Annotated in this window: 13 protein-coding genes; 5 read left to right on the forward strand and 8 right to left on the reverse strand. The window is 68.0% G+C overall.

What is annotated here, in order from left to right; genetic code table 11:
• Positions 1-123: 123 nt before the first annotated feature.
• The 3 genes from F8O04_RS09325 to F8O04_RS09340 all read left to right on the forward strand — a co-directional run bounded on the left by F8O04_RS09325 (position 124) and on the right by F8O04_RS09340 (position 2,976).
• The gene (locus F8O04_RS09325; protein ID WP_158028947.1) at positions 124-744 is read left to right on the forward strand and encodes a DUF4166 domain-containing protein; all 621 of its coding nucleotides are present in this window, start codon (positions 124-126) and stop codon (positions 742-744) included.
• A complete protein-coding gene (locus F8O04_RS09330) occupies positions 737-1,696 on the forward strand; it encodes a TIGR01777 family oxidoreductase (protein WP_225734944.1) in 960 nt (319 codons plus the stop codon). The genes F8O04_RS09325 and F8O04_RS09330 overlap by 8 nt, the downstream gene beginning before the upstream one ends.
• 788 nt (positions 1,697-2,484) lie before the next feature.
• Positions 2,485-2,976: a MarR family winged helix-turn-helix transcriptional regulator gene (locus F8O04_RS09340; protein WP_158028949.1), complete on the forward strand. Its 492-nt coding sequence runs from the start codon at positions 2,485-2,487 to the stop codon at positions 2,974-2,976.
• 184 nt (positions 2,977-3,160) lie between these two features.
• Here F8O04_RS09340 and F8O04_RS09345 read toward each other — a convergent pair whose 3' ends face one another.
• The 7 genes from F8O04_RS09345 to F8O04_RS09375 all read right to left on the reverse strand — a co-directional run bounded on the left by F8O04_RS09345 (position 3,161) and on the right by F8O04_RS09375 (position 12,118).
• Positions 3,161-4,132 carry a formylglycine-generating enzyme family protein gene (locus tag F8O04_RS09345; RefSeq protein WP_444544320.1) on the reverse strand — a complete coding sequence of 324 codons (972 nt, stop codon included), beginning with the start codon at positions 4,130-4,132 and terminating at the stop codon, positions 3,161-3,163.
• Complete coding sequence (locus tag F8O04_RS09350) at positions 4,123-4,743, reverse strand: TetR/AcrR family transcriptional regulator (protein ID WP_158028951.1); 621 nt, start codon at positions 4,741-4,743, stop codon at positions 4,123-4,125. The genes F8O04_RS09345 and F8O04_RS09350 overlap by 10 nt, the downstream gene beginning before the upstream one ends.
• A gap of 103 nt (positions 4,744-4,846) precedes the next feature.
• Entirely contained in the window at positions 4,847-6,247 is a 1,401-nt protein-coding gene (locus tag F8O04_RS09355) for an ABC transporter substrate-binding protein (RefSeq protein WP_188726189.1), read from the reverse strand.
• Positions 6,248-6,589: 342 nt separating this feature from the next.
• The gene (locus F8O04_RS09360) at positions 6,590-8,500 is read right to left on the reverse strand and encodes a glycoside hydrolase family 3 protein (RefSeq protein ID WP_308420182.1); all 1,911 of its coding nucleotides are present in this window, start codon (positions 8,498-8,500) and stop codon (positions 6,590-6,592) included.
• A complete protein-coding gene (locus F8O04_RS09365) occupies positions 8,497-9,336 on the reverse strand; it encodes an ATP-binding cassette domain-containing protein (RefSeq protein ID WP_158028953.1) in 840 nt (279 codons plus the stop codon). Before F8O04_RS09365 ends, F8O04_RS09360 begins: the two co-directional genes overlap by 4 nt.
• On the reverse strand, positions 9,333-11,174 hold the full coding sequence (locus tag F8O04_RS09370; RefSeq protein WP_158029191.1) for a dipeptide/oligopeptide/nickel ABC transporter permease/ATP-binding protein: 1,842 nt from the start codon (positions 11,172-11,174) through the stop codon (positions 9,333-9,335). The genes F8O04_RS09365 and F8O04_RS09370 overlap by 4 nt, the downstream gene beginning before the upstream one ends.
• Before the next feature lie 2 nt (positions 11,175-11,176).
• Positions 11,177-12,118: an ABC transporter permease gene (locus tag F8O04_RS09375; protein WP_158028954.1), complete on the reverse strand. Its 942-nt coding sequence runs from the start codon at positions 12,116-12,118 to the stop codon at positions 11,177-11,179.
• A gap of 154 nt (positions 12,119-12,272) precedes the next feature.
• Between F8O04_RS09375 and F8O04_RS09380 the strand changes: the two genes are divergently transcribed.
• Both F8O04_RS09380 and F8O04_RS09385 read left to right on the forward strand, forming a co-directional pair.
• The gene (locus F8O04_RS09380; protein WP_158028955.1) at positions 12,273-14,072 is read left to right on the forward strand and encodes a sulfatase; all 1,800 of its coding nucleotides are present in this window, start codon (positions 12,273-12,275) and stop codon (positions 14,070-14,072) included.
• Complete coding sequence (locus F8O04_RS09385) at positions 14,069-15,559, forward strand: sulfatase family protein (RefSeq protein ID WP_158028956.1); 1,491 nt, start codon at positions 14,069-14,071, stop codon at positions 15,557-15,559. Before F8O04_RS09380 ends, F8O04_RS09385 begins: the two co-directional genes overlap by 4 nt.
• A 73-nt stretch (positions 15,560-15,632) precedes the next feature.
• Here the strand turns inward: F8O04_RS09385 and F8O04_RS09390 are convergent, their stop codons facing one another.
• Positions 15,633-17,489: a heavy metal translocating P-type ATPase gene (locus F8O04_RS09390; RefSeq protein ID WP_158028957.1), complete on the reverse strand. Its 1,857-nt coding sequence runs from the start codon at positions 17,487-17,489 to the stop codon at positions 15,633-15,635.
• Positions 17,490-17,556 lie beyond the last annotated feature (67 nt).

Below are 17,556 nucleotides of genomic sequence, written 5' to 3' on the forward strand. Positions count from 1 at the left end.
CTGGGAGTAAAGGCATCCTGCCGGGTTTGCAGGAACCTTCATCGCACGAACGGCTCGGAGCGGGCGCGCGTGCCGTACTGGTGTGGCGGACCGCCTCGCGGCCGCCGCGCTACGCTCGGCGCCATGGTCTCGCACGCTCGCTCGCCCTATGCGCGGGCGATCGGCGACCGAATGACGCTGCTGCATCCGACGCTGCGCCGCTACTTCGACGGCGTGCCGGACGGCCACGTCGGCATCGGCGAGGGCGTGTTCGACCGGATCGGCGCGCGATACCGCTGGATGCGGTTCCTTCTCATTCCCTTGCAGCGCCGCCACGTGGTCTTCGCCGGCGCGGCCGCCGATGTCCCCTTCGCGGTGCGCAACACCATCCGGGACGGGCGTGCCCGCGCCGAGCGCACGCTGCTGCTCGGCGATCGCAGCTGGACCATGGTCGATGCCGTGTCGTTCGTCGGCCCCAGTCGCATCGTGGACGTGATCGGCCTGCCCGAGACCGTTGCGGCGAGCTTCGACGTCTCGGTGGAGGAGGGTGCGCTGCGGCTGACGAGCCGCAGCGCCGGCATCCGCATCGGGCGCTTTCGCCTCACCCTGCCCCCGGCGCTCTCCCCGCGCGTCACCCTCACCGAGCGGTTCGACGAGGCGACGGCGCGACAGCGCGTCGACCTGCGGATCACCCTGCCGCTGCTCGGGTGCGTGTACGAGTACACGGGCGGATTCGACTACCGCATCGAGGAGGATCGTGACTGAGGCATCGCACGGGCGTGTCGTGATCGGCGGCTCGACCGGCTTCATGGGCCGGTACCTGCAGCGCCGGTACCGGGAGGCGGGACGTGAGGTTGTCACGATCTCCCGTCGCACGGGGCCCGAGGCCGATCTCGCCTGGGCCGACCGCGACGGCATCGCCGCGGCCGTGGACGGCGCAGCTCTCGTTGTCGGCCTTGCCGGCAAGAGCGTGAACTGCCGCTACACCCCCGACAATCGCGCCGAGATCTTCCGCTCCCGCCTGGAGACGACGAGGGCGCTGGCCGAGGCGATCGCCGCGGCTGCCTCTCCTCCCCCGCTCTGGGTCAACGCCTCGACGGCGACGATCTACCGCCACGCGATGGACCGGCCGATGACCGAGGCCGACGGCGAGCTGGGCCAGGGCTTCTCCGTCGAGGTGGCCCGGGCGTGGGAGCGGGAGCTTTTCTCCCCGCAGCTGCCGCGCACGCGTCGCGTCGCGTTCCGCAGCGCGATCGTGCTGGGCCCGGGCGGCGTGCTGGGACCACTTCGCTCGCTCGCCCGCGTTGGCCTCGGCGGCGCGCAGCACGATGGCTGGTGGCCGGCCGGATCGGGCCGGCACGGCGCACGACCGGGTTCCCGTCACGGGACTCAGAAGTTCAGCTGGATTCACATCGACGACGCCGCCCGCGCCATCGACTTCCTGGCGGAACATCCCGAGGTCTCGGGCCCCGTCAACGTCGCCGCGCCGAACCCGGAGGACAACGCCCGCCTGATGCGCACGATTCGCCGCATCGTCGGCATGCCCTTCGGCCCGCCCCTGCCGCGCTGGGCTCTGGAAATCGGGGCGTGGGCGATGCGCACCGAGACCGAGCTGATCCTCAAGAGCCGCTGGGTCCTCCCCCAGGTCCTCACGGAGGCCGGCTTCACCTTCCGCCACCCCGACCTGGAGCCTGCGCTGCGGGACGCGCTGGGCTGAGCCGGGCACGCTCGCTGGGGCGATCGAGGTTTCTCACCATGATCCGGGCGTAGCTCAGCATCGTGAAGACCTGCGAACTGGCCGATCTCGCGGACCTCGCTGCCTTTCAGGACATCGCCACGGCGTCCAGCTGAAAGATCTTCCGGACTTCCCCGGGCTCGAGCATCACCACTCCCGACTTCGCGATCGCGGCCCTCGACCAACTCGAAAACTCCCGCCACCGCCGCCAGCGCTTCAACGCCGGCAACGAGACGTCCCGGAGGTGGCCCACCCAGACCGGTGGGCCACTTCCCACGTTCCGCGGATCTCTCTGCGCCGTTCCCGTGCCATGAGGCGAAGCCATCGACGCGTGCCAGCTGCCCCGAAGTGCACTCCGAACATCCCCACCCTGACGCCCCTGACTCGAGATATGGAAGCACTGCGCACGTCTCGCGAACGAACTCACGCGACTTGGAGACGTCAACCGTTTGCGTCAGGAGTGCTCGGACCCGGCTGGGCAGTGCATATGCGTCTTCGGGCCGGAGCGATCGAAGGTGTGCTGGTTGAACGGATGGCCACAGAGGGGACAGGCACGCTTCGCTCGCTCCTCGGCGCTCGGCGCGGGCGTGGTCTCGTACGGACCGACAGCAGCTGGGCCACCCCACCTGATCAAGTGGGCGTCGATGTACGCAAACCAGCCGCCGGCTTCCTTCACGCGCTCGCGCAGAGGTCGACGCGGGTTGCTTGAACCGAAGTTTGTGGCCATACCCTTAGTGTACGAAACATCGACACGCTCTACAATTCTCGGTATGACCGCACCGACGTCCGAACCCGACGCCGACGCCGACGCCGACGAGCTGCTCCGACTGGAGAACCAGGTGTGTTTCGCCCTTGTCAGGGCGGCACGCAACATCGTTGCCATCTACCGGCCGATCTTGGAACCCCTGGGGCTGACGCACCCGCAATATCTTGTGATGCTCGCACTGTGGGAACAGTCGCCGCGATCGCTGGGTGAGCTGGCACAGGAGTTGGCGATGGAGCCGGCCACTCTCTCCCCGCTGGTCAAACGGCTCGAAACTCAGAGCCTGGTCACCCGCTCGCGACGAGCCGCCGACGAGCGTGTGCTGGAGATCGCCCTCACGCAGGAAGGCCGTGAGCTTCGGCAGCAGGCGTTTCGCGTGCCTGTACGCGTACTCGAGGAGGTCGGCGTGGACATGGAGGATCTCGAAGAGCTCCGCCAGGGCCTCGCGCCGTTCGCCGACCGACGTGGCCGCGATGAGGGATCCGCACGCGCGAGTTGATTGCCGAGGCGAGCGGCGTGGGCGAGGCATGCACCGTCGACCACGATGCGGTGTTCACGGTCTCCCCGTCGTGCAGCCCTGCCCTGACGGCTTCGGCGCACGGCCGCCGGTCCCCCGCAGGCGCAAGCGATTCTGGCGGGTCTCGTCACGCATCGAAGCGCTGCTCGACGACGCCGAGCCGGCGTCAGATCGCTGACGCCACCGTCCGGAAACCGGCGTTCCCCATCGATGAGTCGGGGGTGTTCGACGACCGCGCGGAATTCCGATACCGGTTGCAGTAGGAGCTGTGACAGAGGTAGCTGCCCCCGCGGAGCACGCGCCCGCTCCCTCGCGAGGGGCCGGGCGGATCGACATCCGGCGACAGCCGGTAATAGTTCGGGTCGAACCGATCCGCGCACCACTCCCACACGTTTCCGACGGTCTGCCACAGTCCGTAACCGTTCGGCACGAACGACCGGACGGGCGCGGTCGTGAGCCACCCGTCCTCGAGCGTATTGCGCGAGGGGAACTCGCCCTGCCAGATGTTGGCGCGCCACCCGTGCTCATCGACCTCTTCGTCTCCCCACGGGTACTTCTTGCGGACCAACCCGCCGCGGGACGCGTACTCCCACTCCGCTTCCGTCGGCAGTCGCCTCCCCGCCCATGCGCAGTACGCGACGGCATCGTTCCAGCTGACGTGCACGACAGGATGTTCGCCGAGTTCATCCAGGTCAGAGCGGGGTCCGCCCGGTCGTCTCCAGTCCGCCCCTCTGACGCCGAGCCACCACGGCGTCCCTGGCACCTTCCCCATCACGTCTTCGTCGTCCGCCTGGACGGCAAGGTGGAAGACGGCCGAGAACCCGAAGAGCTCCGCCTCGGTGCGGTAGCCCGTGTCGGCCACGAAGCGCTCGAAGTCCGCGTTGGTCACCGGCGTCGCATCGATCGAGAACCGGCTGATTCGGACTTCGTGCAGCGGCACCTCGCCATCGGCGTGGTTGCGATCCCCGGACGAATCGCCCATGACGAAGTCACCTCTCGGCACGAGGCACTGTTCGATCAGGTGCCGTCCACGACCCTCGGCGGTTTCCTGAACGCCGCTCCCCTTGAGCGCACCGCCGAGCTCAGCACGGGAAGGCGCACCGCAGCCGCACCCGCAACCCGCATCGTTCACGCGGATGCACCGGTCGCTGCCGCGCTCGGCTGGACGCGCGCCGATTCCGGCACGAACCGGTTCCAGAAGGCGACGAGCGTGCCGTACATGTCCACCGACGAGGGATCCAAGTCCCACCGGGCCTGCAGGCCGTCGAGGAGCGCGATGAGCGTCGTCGCCATCTCCTCCGGATCGGCAGCGGGATCGAAGCGCCCGTCGGCCTGGCGCAGCTCGATGTCGCGGGCGACTCGACGCTGGATGACGAAGTACCGCTCACGGAAGTACTCATGACCGGGGTGCTTCGGATCGGTCGATGCCGCCGCAAGGTTGACGTAGAGGTGGATGAGCCCCGGGACCGTCTGATTGTGCCGTGCGAGCAGCAGCGTGGACGGCAGCTCGCTCTGCCCGCTCGGCCCGAGCCGCTGCGAGTCCACGACATCACGGCGCCGGAGGATCTCGACGTAGAGGTTCTCCTTCGAACCGAAGTGATGCAGGAGGCCGGCCGGCGTCATCTCGACCGCCATGGCAACGTCGTTCAGGGTCGTCGAGCCGAAGCCCTTCTTCGCGACGATGCCGAGAGCTGTGTCGAGGATGCGCTCCTGAGACGCGATTCCGCGCGAGTAGGGCTTGCGGGCCATCGAGCACCTCCGAGATCGCCTCGTCGCATTGGGAAGATCTTCGCACGCCGTGAGCGTGCACGCGGGAGGGCGGGGCGCGACGGCGCCCCGCCCTCAATGCCGGTCAGTTGCCGGCGGGCGCGTAGTTGTAGATCGACGGCACCGGCTGATCGAGCTGCTGCTCCACGCTGACGGTGTCGTTCCAGTAGAAGTGGTTGACGACGCGGAACATCGGGACGAACCACACCTCATCGACCAGGTACTGGTTGATGTCCTTCGCCGCCTGATCGCGTTCCGCTTCGTCGCCGTACTGCGCCGTGCGGATCAGCTCCTCCAGTTCCGGGGTACTGGAGTGCATCGGGTTCCACGGGGCATCGGGCGCAACGAGGAACTGGATGTGCCGCCAAGACTCCCGCTGACCGAGCCGCATCAGCGCGATCGGGAAGTCGCCTTGCTGCATCGACGGGATGGCCTCGCCGGGCCCCCACTGGTGCCGCGAGACGCTGATTCCGATGTCCTCCCAGTTCTGGATGATGGCGTCGTAGATGGAGGGATCGAACGCGCTCGACACCGGGAGCGTGATCGCGAGATCCTGCGCACCCGCTTCTGCGAGCAGTTCCTCGGCACGCTCGGGGTCGTACTCGTACGTGGAGTCGAGCTCCTCGAAGTAACCGGTGGACAGGGGACCGAACGTCTGGCTTGTGGGCTCGCCCTTCCCCAGTTCGACAACCTCGAGGATCGAGGCGGAGTCGACGGCCAGCGCGAGCGCCTCACGCACCCGTGCGTCCGCCAACTCAGGGAGAATCGCTCCGTCGCGGTCGAAGAGCAGGAGCCCGACCCAGTTGTTCGTGTATGGCTCGGAGTGCAGACCAGCGGCCTCGGCTTCGATGGCCGCTGCGGCGCGATTGAACACGGCGGCGTCGACCTGACCCGAACGCAACGCGTTCAGTCGAGCGGTCTCGTCCGTCATCACGTGGAACTCGATCATGTCGTACGGCAGATCGTCGCCCCAGTAGTCGGGGTTGCGGACCATCGTGATCTTCGAGCCTGTGACGGTGTTCGTGGCGTCCAGCGTGTAGGGCCCCGATCCGACCGGCATCGTTGCGAGGGCAGGATCGTCCAGCGCGGCGGGGCTGGCCATGTAGCCGCCCGCTTCGGAGAGCACGAACGGCAAGGACGGGTCGGGCTCGGACAGACGCAGGACGACCGTCGAGTCGTCGGGAGTCTCGACCGACTCGACTGCTGCCAGGGAGGAGGCGAACGGACCGTTCCCGGCCTGGAAGTGCTCGACGTTCGCCTTCACCGCTGCCGAGTCGAAGACCTCGCCGTCGGTGAACACGACGTCCTCGCGCAGCGTGAGCGTCAGGCCGAGGTCGTCGTCACTGACGGCCCAGTCCTCGGCGAGCATGGGGGCGAGAGAGCCGTCGGGCTCGCGCTTGAGCAGCGTGTCGTACACCGACTGGTACAGCGGCGAGAAGTGGCCCTCGTTGGCCTGCGCCGGATCCCAGCTCTGGAGCTCGAGCATCGACCCGAGCCGGAGGAGCGGGGCGGACGCGGGAGCGCCGCCGTCGTCGGTGTCAGTCGCGGCTCCTCCACCGCATGCGGTCAAGGCCAGGGACGCAGCGGCGAGAGCCGCAAGGACGCCCAGAGTTCGTCGCGATCGCATGGTGTGTTTCCTCACTCGTCATCGGGTTGAAGGCGGTCCTCACGAACCGAGGTGTTCTTCGCTGAACGCTGTTTAGTCTTTGGGATGCGGGACTCCTCCGCAAGAGCGCGCGGGCTTGCCATTCCTGTCGTGATCCGATCGTGATCGTCTAGAAAGTTCAGCCGATCAGACCACGAGACGCTCGGCCGCGAACTCCCATGCTCATTCAGTGTTCGGGGTAGACCCGCCCGACACGATCTCCAGCGAGAGCCCCGCGCCGAAGGGGAAGAGCGGATCGAAGTCGCCGGGCACGTCTGATCGTGACGCCTCGACTCCGGAACGGCTGCGAGGAAGATCGAAGGGCAACCGGCCCTCCGGCGGGATGCTTCCGGTGAGTGCGTCGAGGAGTGCCGGGCTCGAGGTGCCGTACACGCCGACGATCGCCGAGGCGATGGGTTCGAGCGGGGTAAGGATGGCCGGCCGGTCCAGGTGCACCGCCAGCACGACCGGGGCGGCCCGGGAGAGGTCCCGCACGTGCTCGATCACGTCTTCCTCGAACTCAAGCGAACCCGCGCGGAAGCTCGCCTCGAGCATGTACTGGTCGCGTGGTTCGAACGGGGCGGTCAGGCGGACGAGAATGACGTCGGCGTCTTTCGGAGCGATCACCGCCCGAAGCCCCGCCGCCTCCAGGTCCGCCGCGTCCACGCCCTCGGCATAGACCGCCGCTCGCTCGCGCAGCGGGAGGACCGGCCGTTGCCGCCCGGTGGCGTCGTCATCGATCGCGTCGTTCGTGAGGACGGTGGCCGAACGGGCTTGCGTGCGGTGCCCGAGCTCGACGGCCTCTGGCCGTCGGACGGCCGCTCCCGCCCGCTCCTCATCGACGAAGGGGGCGTCGAACAGGCCGAGCTCGAACTTCACCCGGAGAATCCGGCGCACGGACTCGTCCAGTCGCGACTCGGACACGATTCCTCGCCGCACCAGGTCGACGACAACCTCGGGGCACTCCTCGCCACCGAACTGATCGCAGCCGGCGTCGATGACCTTCGCGACGCGTTCCTCCACCGAGAGATGCTCGACACCCCACGCGCGCGCCGGAAGCGAACGACCGTGCAGCTCGGACGCCGTGATCAGGCCCCAATCGGTGCAGACGACGCCGTCGTAGCCCAGCTCTCCACGCAAGAGCCCGGTGATCACCTGGCGGTTGAACCCGAACCCGACGGGCTCGATGGCCTCGCCGCGCCGCTCCAAGCCGATCGGCATCCCGTAATACGGCATGATCGCGCTCACTCCGCGTGCGAGCACTCGGCGGAACGGCTCGAGGTGGTACTCGAATCTCCCGCCGGGATAGACCTGCTCCCGCCCGTAGGGGTAGTGCGGGTCCTCTCCGTCGAGCTGCGGACCGCCCCCGGGAAAGTGCTTCGCCATGCAGCTGACCGACCCGGGCGCGATCCGATCCCCCTCGAATCCGTCGATGTACGCGACGGCCAAGCGAGAGGTGAGGTCGGCATCCCGTCCGAAGGTGCTGTACTGACGCGCCCAGCGCGGCTCGGTCGCGAGATCGATCGTCGGGTGCAGGGCTGATCGCAGTCCGACGGCGACATACTCCTCGCGGGCGAACTCGGCGAACCGGCGCACCACCTCTTCGTCGCCCAGCGCTGCGAACCCGAGAGGCTCCGGCCAGGCCGAGAAGTGGGCGGTGGAGAACGAGGCACCCCAGTTCTCCGTGAACGAATGCCGGGGATCGGTGGAGAACGTGGCGGGGATTCCGTGCGGGGTCGCGGCGAGCACGAGCGCCTGAACCTGGTTGACCCAGGCCGCCATCGCGGCCGGCTCCGGGATCTCGTGGACATTCAGGTGGTTGATGAGCTTGCCGCTGAGGATCTCGGACAGGGGACGCTGCCCAGCGCGGGGGTCGTCGTCCTCCATCCGGCCGCTCGAGGGCACGGCCGTGACCCGATGGAACATCAGGCCGGCCTTTTCCTCGATTGAGAGGCGGCCGAGGAGGTCCTCGACGCGGTCCTCGGCGTCCAGACGTGGATCCTCGTACGGGTCGAGCCGGCCGTTCCGATTGAGATCGCGGAAGGTCACTCCGTCCGCCGACATGGTCTCCGGCACTGGGGTGAGGGAGGTCACGCCGCGGTTCCTTCCGATGCGGTCAACGCGAGCCGCTGCAGACGACGTTCCTTCTGTCGCTCGGGATCGGCGACAGGTGCGGACATGAAGAGCCGCCGGGTGTACGGATGGGTGGGCGCCGAGGTGACCACCGCGGTCCGTCCGGACTCCACGATCTTCCCGCGGTACAGCACGAGCACCGAATGACTCACCGCTCGCACGACGCTCAGGTCGTGCGTGATGAAGAGATAGGAGACGCCGGTGGATTCCTGGATCTCGGTGAACAACGCAAGCACACGGGCCTGCGTCGTCAGATCGAGGGCGGAGACGGGTTCGTCGCACACGATCAGTCGAGGGCTCAGCGCCATGGCCCGGGCGATGGCGATCCGCTGCCGCTGACCCCCGGAGAACTCGCGCGGCAGACGACGGCCCGCGTCGTGCGGGAGATGCACGCGATCGAGCAGCTCACGCGTGCGGGCGACCGCGTCTCGGCGGGATCGACCCGCCACGATGAGCGGCTCGGAGAGGATGTCCTCAACCGTCATCGACGGATTGAGGGACGTGTACGGGTCTTGGAAGACGACCTGGATGTCTGCGCTCAGCGCCCGACGCTCCCGCCGGCGGAGGTGACTGATGTCGTTGCCGTCGAACAGGATGTTGCCCTCGGCGACCGGGATGAGGCCGAGGATCGCGCGCCCGAGCGTGGTCTTTCCCGACCCCGACTCCCCCACGAGGCCCACGGTCTCGCCGGGGCGGATGCGGAGGGAGATGTCCTCGAGTGCACGGACGGGCTTCGACCTGCCCGAGCCCGGATAGTCGACCGCCAGACGGTCGATCTCGAGAAGGCGGTCGGTCATCGTGTCTCCTCCGCTGTCGCGGCGCGGTCGAGGTCGTCAAAGGGGTACGGCCGGGGCTCGACGTCCTCGAGGATCGAATCCAGCAGGGTCTGCGTGTAGGGGTGCGATGGTGCGGCGAAGATCTGGTCGACGTCGCCGGCTTCGACGATGCGACCGTGCTGCATGACCGCGACCCGGTCGCAGATGTCGGCCACGACGCCGAAGTTGTGGGTCACCAGGATGAGCGCCATGTCGTTCTCCTCCTGTAGCTCGCGCAGGAGGTCCAGCACCTCCGCCTGCACCGTGACGTCGAGTGCCGTCGTGGGCTCGTCGGCGATGAGCAGCTTCGGTCGGCACGAGATCGCCCCGGCGATGAGGACTCGCTGCGCCATCCCACCCGAGATCTCGTGCGGGAAGGCGTCGAAGGTCCTCTGCGGGTCGGTGATGCCCACTCGCGCCAGGAGCATCAATGCCCGCTCGGTCGCCTCTTCCTTCGTCATCCCGAGACGGGACCGCATCGGGACGGTCAGCTGGTAGCCGATCCGGAACGAGGGATCGAGATTGCTCATCGGTTCCTGGGGGATGTATGCCATGTCCGTCCCGCGCAGCTGGCGACGCTGCATCGGGCCAAGCGCCTCGAGGTCCACCCCGTCGTAGCGGATGCTGCGCGCACGCGCCCGGCCGCCTGCGGGAAGCAGTCCGAGGATCGAGAACGCCGTCTGCGACTTGCCCGAGCCGGACTCGCCCACGAGGCCGAGGACCTCTCCCCTGGCGACGTGCAGGTCAACATCGTGGACGACCTCGGTCAGCGAGGGGCCCGTCCCATAGGTGACCGACAGGCCGCGCACGTCCAGCAGCGCGTCCGGCCGCTCGTCGGCCTGGGCGGCGGACTCGATGACGGACTCGGTGTCGGACTCGGTGTCGGTGGCTCCGAGCGGCGCCACGGGAGCGGGGGCCGCCGCCACCGCCGTCGACGACGAGCGATCGCGGTCTTCGAGGGCGTCGCGCACCGCGTTGCCGAGCAGGACCAAGGCCATCGAGACGAGCCCGATGACGATGCTCGGCCACAGGATGAGTCCCGGGTCGAGGGCGATCTTGCGGAATCCCTCGTTGAGCATGGCACCCCAGGAGGGCACGGTCGCGTCGGAGACGCCCAGGAACTCGAGTCCGGCCTGCACGCCGATCGCGATGGAGGCCAGCCGCGCGGACTGGATGATGACGGGTGCCCGCACCACGGTGAGCACGTGCCGGCCGATGATTCGCGCATCACTCAGCCCAGACACGCGCGCGGCGTCGATGTAGAGCTCATTGCGAACGCTCATGACCGCACCCCGGACGATCCGGAAGAAGCCCGGCGCGAGCAAGATTCCGAAGATCCCCATCGCGACCCAGATGCTCGGTCCCGCCACGGAGCGCACCGCGAGCAGCACGACGATGCCGGGAAGGGCCATGTTGAGGTTGTTGACCCAGTTCGCGACGTTGTCGAACCATCCGCCGAAATAGCCGGCGATGAGACCGGTCGTGACGCCGATGACGAAGGCGACCGCGACCGCGAGCGCCGCTCCCAGGAGGTTGATCCGGCTTCCCCACAGGAGGCGGCTGAGCGTGTCGCGGCCCGAGCCGTCCGTACCGAGGAGGTGCTCGGCGGACGGCGGCTGCATGGCGCCACGAATGTTGACGAGGTTCGGGTCGGGAACCCCGAGGACGGGAACGATGACCGCGAGCGTCACGATGACGAGCAGGGTGAGGGCCGAACCGACGCCGAGCGGGTTGCGAAGGAACCGGCGGACGGTCCCGGAACGACCGGGTCGGTTGTTCACCGCTCCGACGCCGCTCACGACAGCGGTGGGGATCTGCATGCTCACGAGAGACGCACCTTCGGGTTGAGGGCCGCGACGGCGATGTCGACGAGGAGGTTAACGGTCACCACGATCACGACCGCGGCGAGGACGACGCCGATCACCACTGGGAGATCGGTGCGGCTCGTCGACTCGACGGCGAGCGAGCCCAGCCCCGGCAGCGCGAACACCTGCTCGATGACGACCGCACCGCCCAGAATGCCGACGACTTGCACGGCGAGCGAGGTGAGCCCGTTCGTCGAGGCGTTGCGCAGCACCGAGGTCAGCACGATGCGCGTCTCTGACAGCCCACGACTGCGCAACGTGCGGATGTAGTCGTTCTGCAGCACCCCGAGCGTGGCCGATCGCACCTGCTGCACGACGCCAGCGACGCCGCCCACGGTGAGCGCCACCACCGGCAGTGTCAGACCGAGTGCCCAGAGGCCGGGTGACGTCTCCAGTGGCGTGTAGCCCGTCGCCGGGAACCACCCCAGCTGGAGCGCGAAGACGGTGACGAGGAAGAGTCCAATGATGAAGTGCGGGAGCGCGTCGCCGAGTGTCGACAGCAGCTGCACCGTCCGGTCGATCCATCCGCGGCGGACGGCGGCCAGGGTGCCGAGCGTGAAGGCGAGCACACCGGTGAGGATCATGACGAGGGCGACAAGTGAGAGCGTGATCGGCAGTCGCGCGGCGAGCGTCGTCCAGACCGGCTGACTCGTGAAGTACGACTGCCCGAGATCGCCGGTGAAGGCATGTGCCAGCCAGTCCCCGTACTGGACGAGCAACGGGCGATCCAGGCCGAGCTGCTCGTTCTTGAGCGCCACCTGCTCCTGAGTGGCGTTCTCGCCGAGGATGTTCGCGGCGATGTTGCCCGCCGCCGGGTAGAGCAGCATGAACGCGATGAAGGTCACCGCCAGCAGCAGGGTGACGGCAGCGCCGATGCGGCGCGCGATGAAGGTCACCATGGTGGCTCCTTTGCCGATGCGGGTGGGCCGGGCTTCGGGACGGAGCCTCGGCGTCTTGACCGAAAGACTAAACGTAGTTCAGTATTGTGTGCAACGCGTTCCGAATGCTCGACTCGCCAGGGACGTACGGACAATGGTGTTTCGGGAGGACAGAATGCGCGCGATCATCCTGATGTTCGACAGCCTCAACCGGCACATGCTCCCCCCGTATGGCGGAGCGGAGATCGAGACTCCGAACTTCACGCGACTCGCCGAACGCAGTGTCACGTTCGAGAACTTCTCCATCGGTTCGATGCCGTGCATGCCCGCCCGCCGCGAGATGCACACCGGCCGCTACAACTTCCTGCACCGCAGCTGGGGGCCGCTCGAGCCCTTCGATGACTCGATGCCGGAGCTGCTCTCTCGGCGGGGCATCCACACCCACCTCGTCTCCGATCACCCGCATTACTGGGAGGACGGCGGGGCGACGTACCACACGAGGTACACGACCTGGGAGGGATTCCGAGGGCAGGAGGGCGACGCGTGGAAGGCCGTCGTCGGTTCACGCGCGTCGTTCGCGGCGCAACCCGGCCCCGTCGTGCGGGCGCAGGACCGCGTCAACCGGACGTATATGGACTCGGAAGCCACCCACGTCCAGACGCGAACGGTGGATGCCGGAATCGACTTCCTCGACACCAACGCGGAGGCAGACGAGTGGCTCCTGCAGCTCGAGCTGTTCGATCCCCACGAGCCGTTCTTCGCCCCGCAGTCATACCGCGACCTGCACGGCCTGCCCCCCACCGAGGACCGCTTCGACTGGCCGACCTACGGTCGTGTCGTCGAGGACGAGGATCAGGTCGATGAGGCCCGACGCGAGTACGCATCGCTCGTCTCCTTCTGCGATCACTCGCTCGGACGCGTACTCGATGCGATGGACCGTCACGACCTCTGGCGCGACACCCTCCTGATCGTGAACACCGACCACGGCTTCCTGCTCGGGGAACGGGGCTGGTGGGCCAAGTCCGTGCAGCCGTGGTTCAACGAGCTCGCGCATCTCCCGTTCTTCCTGTGGGATCCGCGCCACGGCATGGCGGGACAACGCAGCGACGCGATCGCGCAGACGATCGACCTGGCGCCGACTCTGCTCGGCTTCTTCGGTCTCGATATCCCCGAGGACATGCAGGGGACGGACCTCGGCTCGGTCATCGCTGCCGAACGAGACCCGCGTGACTCGGCCCTGTGGGGCATCCACGGCGGTCACGTGAACATCGGCGACGGGCGATTCGTCTACATGCGGGCGCCGGAATCGCGCGAGAACGCCCCGCTGGAGGAGTTCACCCTCATGCCGACGCACATGCGACAGCGTTTCAGCGTCTCCGAGCTCGCAGCGTGGGAACCGGCGCCTCCGTTCTCCTTCACGAAGGGCCTGCGGACCATGCGCACGAACTCCACGTCCGCATGGATGAATGCGTGGGCGCACGGCACGCTCCTGTTCGACCTGCAGGACGACCCGAAGCAGGAGAGCCCGCTGATCGATGACGCCGTCGAGCGGCGGATGGTCGAACTCCTCATCCAGGCGATGCACGCGAACGATGCGCCGGCGAGCCAGTTCGAACGGCTGGGGCTGCCGGTCGATGGCGAGATCCTCGATGCGCACCTGCGCTGCCGCGTCGACGCGGAGCGGGCGGCATCCGCGGCCGAGCCGCTTCCCGCGCTGAGCGCGCTGCGCCACGCGGACGAGCTGTCGCGCCCGTTGCCCGAGATCGTTGGCAACGCCGCGCTGCGCGACGTGTTGGAAACCGAAGCACCCGACCTCCTGCATACCGAAGTCCTCACCGCGCCGCGCGGCGCCAGCATCATAGACCTCGCGCGCCGTGCCCACATCCCCGCTGCCGTCGTGCGGCGGATCGATGCCGCGCTCGACGACGCGCTCGACGACGCGCTCGACGAGAACCTGAACGGAGCCCCGCGATGAGTCGCCCCAACATCGTCTTCATCCTCTCGGACGACCACGCCGCGCACGCCATCTCCGCCTACGGCAGCCGAGTCAACGCGACGCCGCATCTAGATCGCATCGCACACGAAGGCATGCGGCTCGACGCCGTCTACTGCACGAACTCGATCTGCAGTCCGTCGCGCGCCAGCATCCTGACGGGGACCTACAGTCACGTCAACGGCGTCTCCTCCATCTGGACCGAGCTCGACTACCGCGTGCCCACGTTCGTGGAGGTGCTCCGCGATGAGGGATACCGGAACGGGATGTTCGGCAAATGGCATCTGGGCGAGCACGGCGTCTCCCTCCCCCGCGGGTTCGACGAGTGGCGCGTCTTCCCCGGCCAGGGTGACTATGTCGATCCGGCGATGATCGACGAGCGCGGATCCGCCGTGGTCCCCGGGTACGCGACCGACATCGTGACCGACCTCGCCATCGACTTCATCGATGACACTCCCGCCGACCAGCCGTTCTGCGTCATGGTTCACCACAAAGCCCCGCATCGGCCCTGGGTGCCGGACGAGAAGCATCGCCACCTCTATGCGGATGGCAGCATTCCCGAGCCCGAGACGTTCTTCGACGACAACGAGGGTCGCAGCCAGGCCGTCCGCGGCGTGCGGATGACGATCGCGGACGACATGGGCGCCGACGACCTCAAGGAAGACGTGCCTGCGCACCTGCGGGGTCCGGAGAACCGCGTCGAGCGGATGCGCTGGAAATACCAGATCTACATGCGGGACTACCTGCAGTGCGTGCAGTCGATCGACGACAACGTCGGCCGGCTCCTCGATCACCTCGACGCCAAGGGGCTCCGCGAGAACACGATCGTCGTCTACACCTCCGACCAGGGCTTCTTCCTCGGCGATCACGGCTGGTTCGACAAGCGGCTGATGTTCGACCAGTCCCTGCAGATGCCGATGCTCATGCGCTGGCCGGCGGAGATCGAGGCGGGCACAACGTGCGAGGCGATCATCACCAACGTCGACTTCGCCGCCACCTTCCTCGACGCCTGCGGCGTCGACGCCGCTGAGGCGATGCCCTCCTCGCAGGGGCGCAGCTTCCGTCCGCTGCTCCGAGGCGAGCGCGTCGAAGACTGGCCCGAGGCCGCGTACTACCGCTACTGGGAACACGATGACCCGTTCCATGCTGCGCCCGCGCACTACGGCATCCGCACCGCCGACTACAAGCTGATCTATTACTACGGCGCGGGGCTCGGCGTCCCTGGCGCCTCGACGAAGGTGTTCGAACCCGAATGGGAGCTCTACGACCTTCGAGCCGATCCGGAAGAGATCCGCAATGTCGCCGACGACCCCGCGTATGCCGAGATCAAGGCGGAGCTCGAGCGAGTGCTAGCGACCTACCAGCAGCGATACGACGACGTGCCGTACACGGGACCCGACACCGTCGCGCCGGTCTGGGGCCCGCATGACCGCGAGCGCGTCGAGCGCGTCATGCGGGCCGCACCGTAACTCGGCGGGACGGAAGGTCGAGGTCGAGCCTGCCGTCCTATTGGCACGGCGGTCGAGGTCGCGGCATCCCGCCCTAGCGGCCGAGCCGACTGGGCGGGCCGCCGAGCGCGCGCAGCGCATAGAGGATCGTCGCGAGATCGACGAGCTCCTGGACGAGGGCACCGACGACGGCCGGGATGACTCCGGTCATCGCGATGACCATGAGGCCCAGGCTCAACGCGATACCGATCCAGATCGCTGTCAGCGCCACCTGCCGGGTATGACGCCCGATGGCGACCGCCTCCGCGACCTTCTCAAGGGAATCGACGAGGACGACGACGTCTGCCGCGTCACCGGCCGCCGTCGCTCCCCTCGCTCCCATGGCCACGCCGACGTCGGCCGCCGCCAGCGCGGGAGCGTCATTGACGCCGTCGCCGACCATCATCATGGGTCGTGGCTGCAGTTGGCCCGCCAGCTGCACCTTCTCGGGCGGGAGGAGCTCGGCGTGGACGTCGTCGATCCCCACCTGGCGCCCGACGGACTGTGCCGTTGATGCGACGTCTCCGGTGAACATGGCGATGGTGTCGACACCGCGTGATCTGAGCCACGAGATGACCGATCCCGCCTCAGGCCGAGGGTCGTCGGCGAGCACGAGCACCCCGGCGAATCGGCCGTCAACTGCGACGTACGCGGCAGCTTGACCGGTGTCGAGCCTCGCGCGGGTGGTATCGGGGGCCACCGACGCGACGAAGGCGGGCTTGCCGACAACGACGGTTCGATCCCCGATGGTCGCCGAAACTCCGTTTGTCGCGACTTCCCTGGCGTTCTCCGCGGGGAGGAGCGTGAGGCCACGTCCAACGGCGGCGCGACGGATGCTCTCCGCGAGCACGTGGGTCGAGTACTGCTCCGCGGAAGCAGCCAACCGGAGGAGTTCCTGGGCGTCGAGGTCGCCAGCGGGACGGACGTCGACGAGCTCGGGACGGCCTTGCGTGAGCGTTCCGGTCTTGTCGAACGCGGCGGACCGCACGCGGGCGATCTGCTCGATGACGGCACCGCCCTTCATGATCACTCCCGCCTTCGCCGATCGCGAGAGTCCTCCGAGAAAGGCGACGGGCGCGGCAATCAAGAGCGGACACGGTGTCGCGAGCACGAGCACCTCCGCGAACCGCGTCGAATCGCCGGACAGGGCCCACGCCGCGCCAGCGAGAACGAGCGATACCGCGGTGAAGGGGATCGCGAAGCGATCAGCCAGCCGCACGATCGGTGCGTGGGATGCTTCAGCAGCGTGGACGAGAGCGACGATCTGCTGGTACTGGCTATCGGCGCTGCTGCGCACCGCCCGTATCCGCACCGCACGATTCCCGTTGATCGCGCCGGAGAGGACCTCCTGACCGACCACCCGGGCGACCGGCATGCTCTCGCCGGTCAGCGACGACTCATCGAACGTGCCGGTCTCGGTGACAAGACGGCCATCGACCGGCACGATCTCCGCCGGCCGGACGAGCAGCGCATCGCCGACGCGGACCTCGTCGACAGGCACGTCGCGCACCTCCTCGGCGGTCGAGTCCGGCGAGTGCAGCAACACGTGCGCGATCCGGGGTGAGCGGTCGAGCAACGCCGACAGGTCCCGCTTCGCACGCCGACCCGCGAAGTCCTCGAGCGCTTCGCCCCCCGACAGCATCAGGACGATGATGAGCGACGCGACATACTCCCCGACGGCGAGGGTTGCGACCATCGCCACAACCGCCAAGATGTCGAGACCGACATGCCCGCGGAGCACATCCCGCACCATGCCGACGAGCGTCCACGCGACGAAGGCCGCGACGTAGGCGGTGGCAAGCCAACGACCTGCCTCCTCGAGCCCGACGACGTGCAATGTCAGCACGATCGCGAGCGCCACGACAGTGGCCACGATCGCGGGGTATCGCCACAGCACGCGCAGTGAGCTCATCCTTCAGTGTGCTGCGAAACGGCTGGGAACGCGTTGCTAGATCCGCGCGAGCCGCGTACGGGATGAG

Source organism: Pseudoclavibacter endophyticus, assembly GCF_008831085.1.
Classification (GTDB): domain Bacteria; phylum Actinomycetota; class Actinomycetes; order Actinomycetales; family Microbacteriaceae; genus Pseudoclavibacter; species Pseudoclavibacter endophyticus.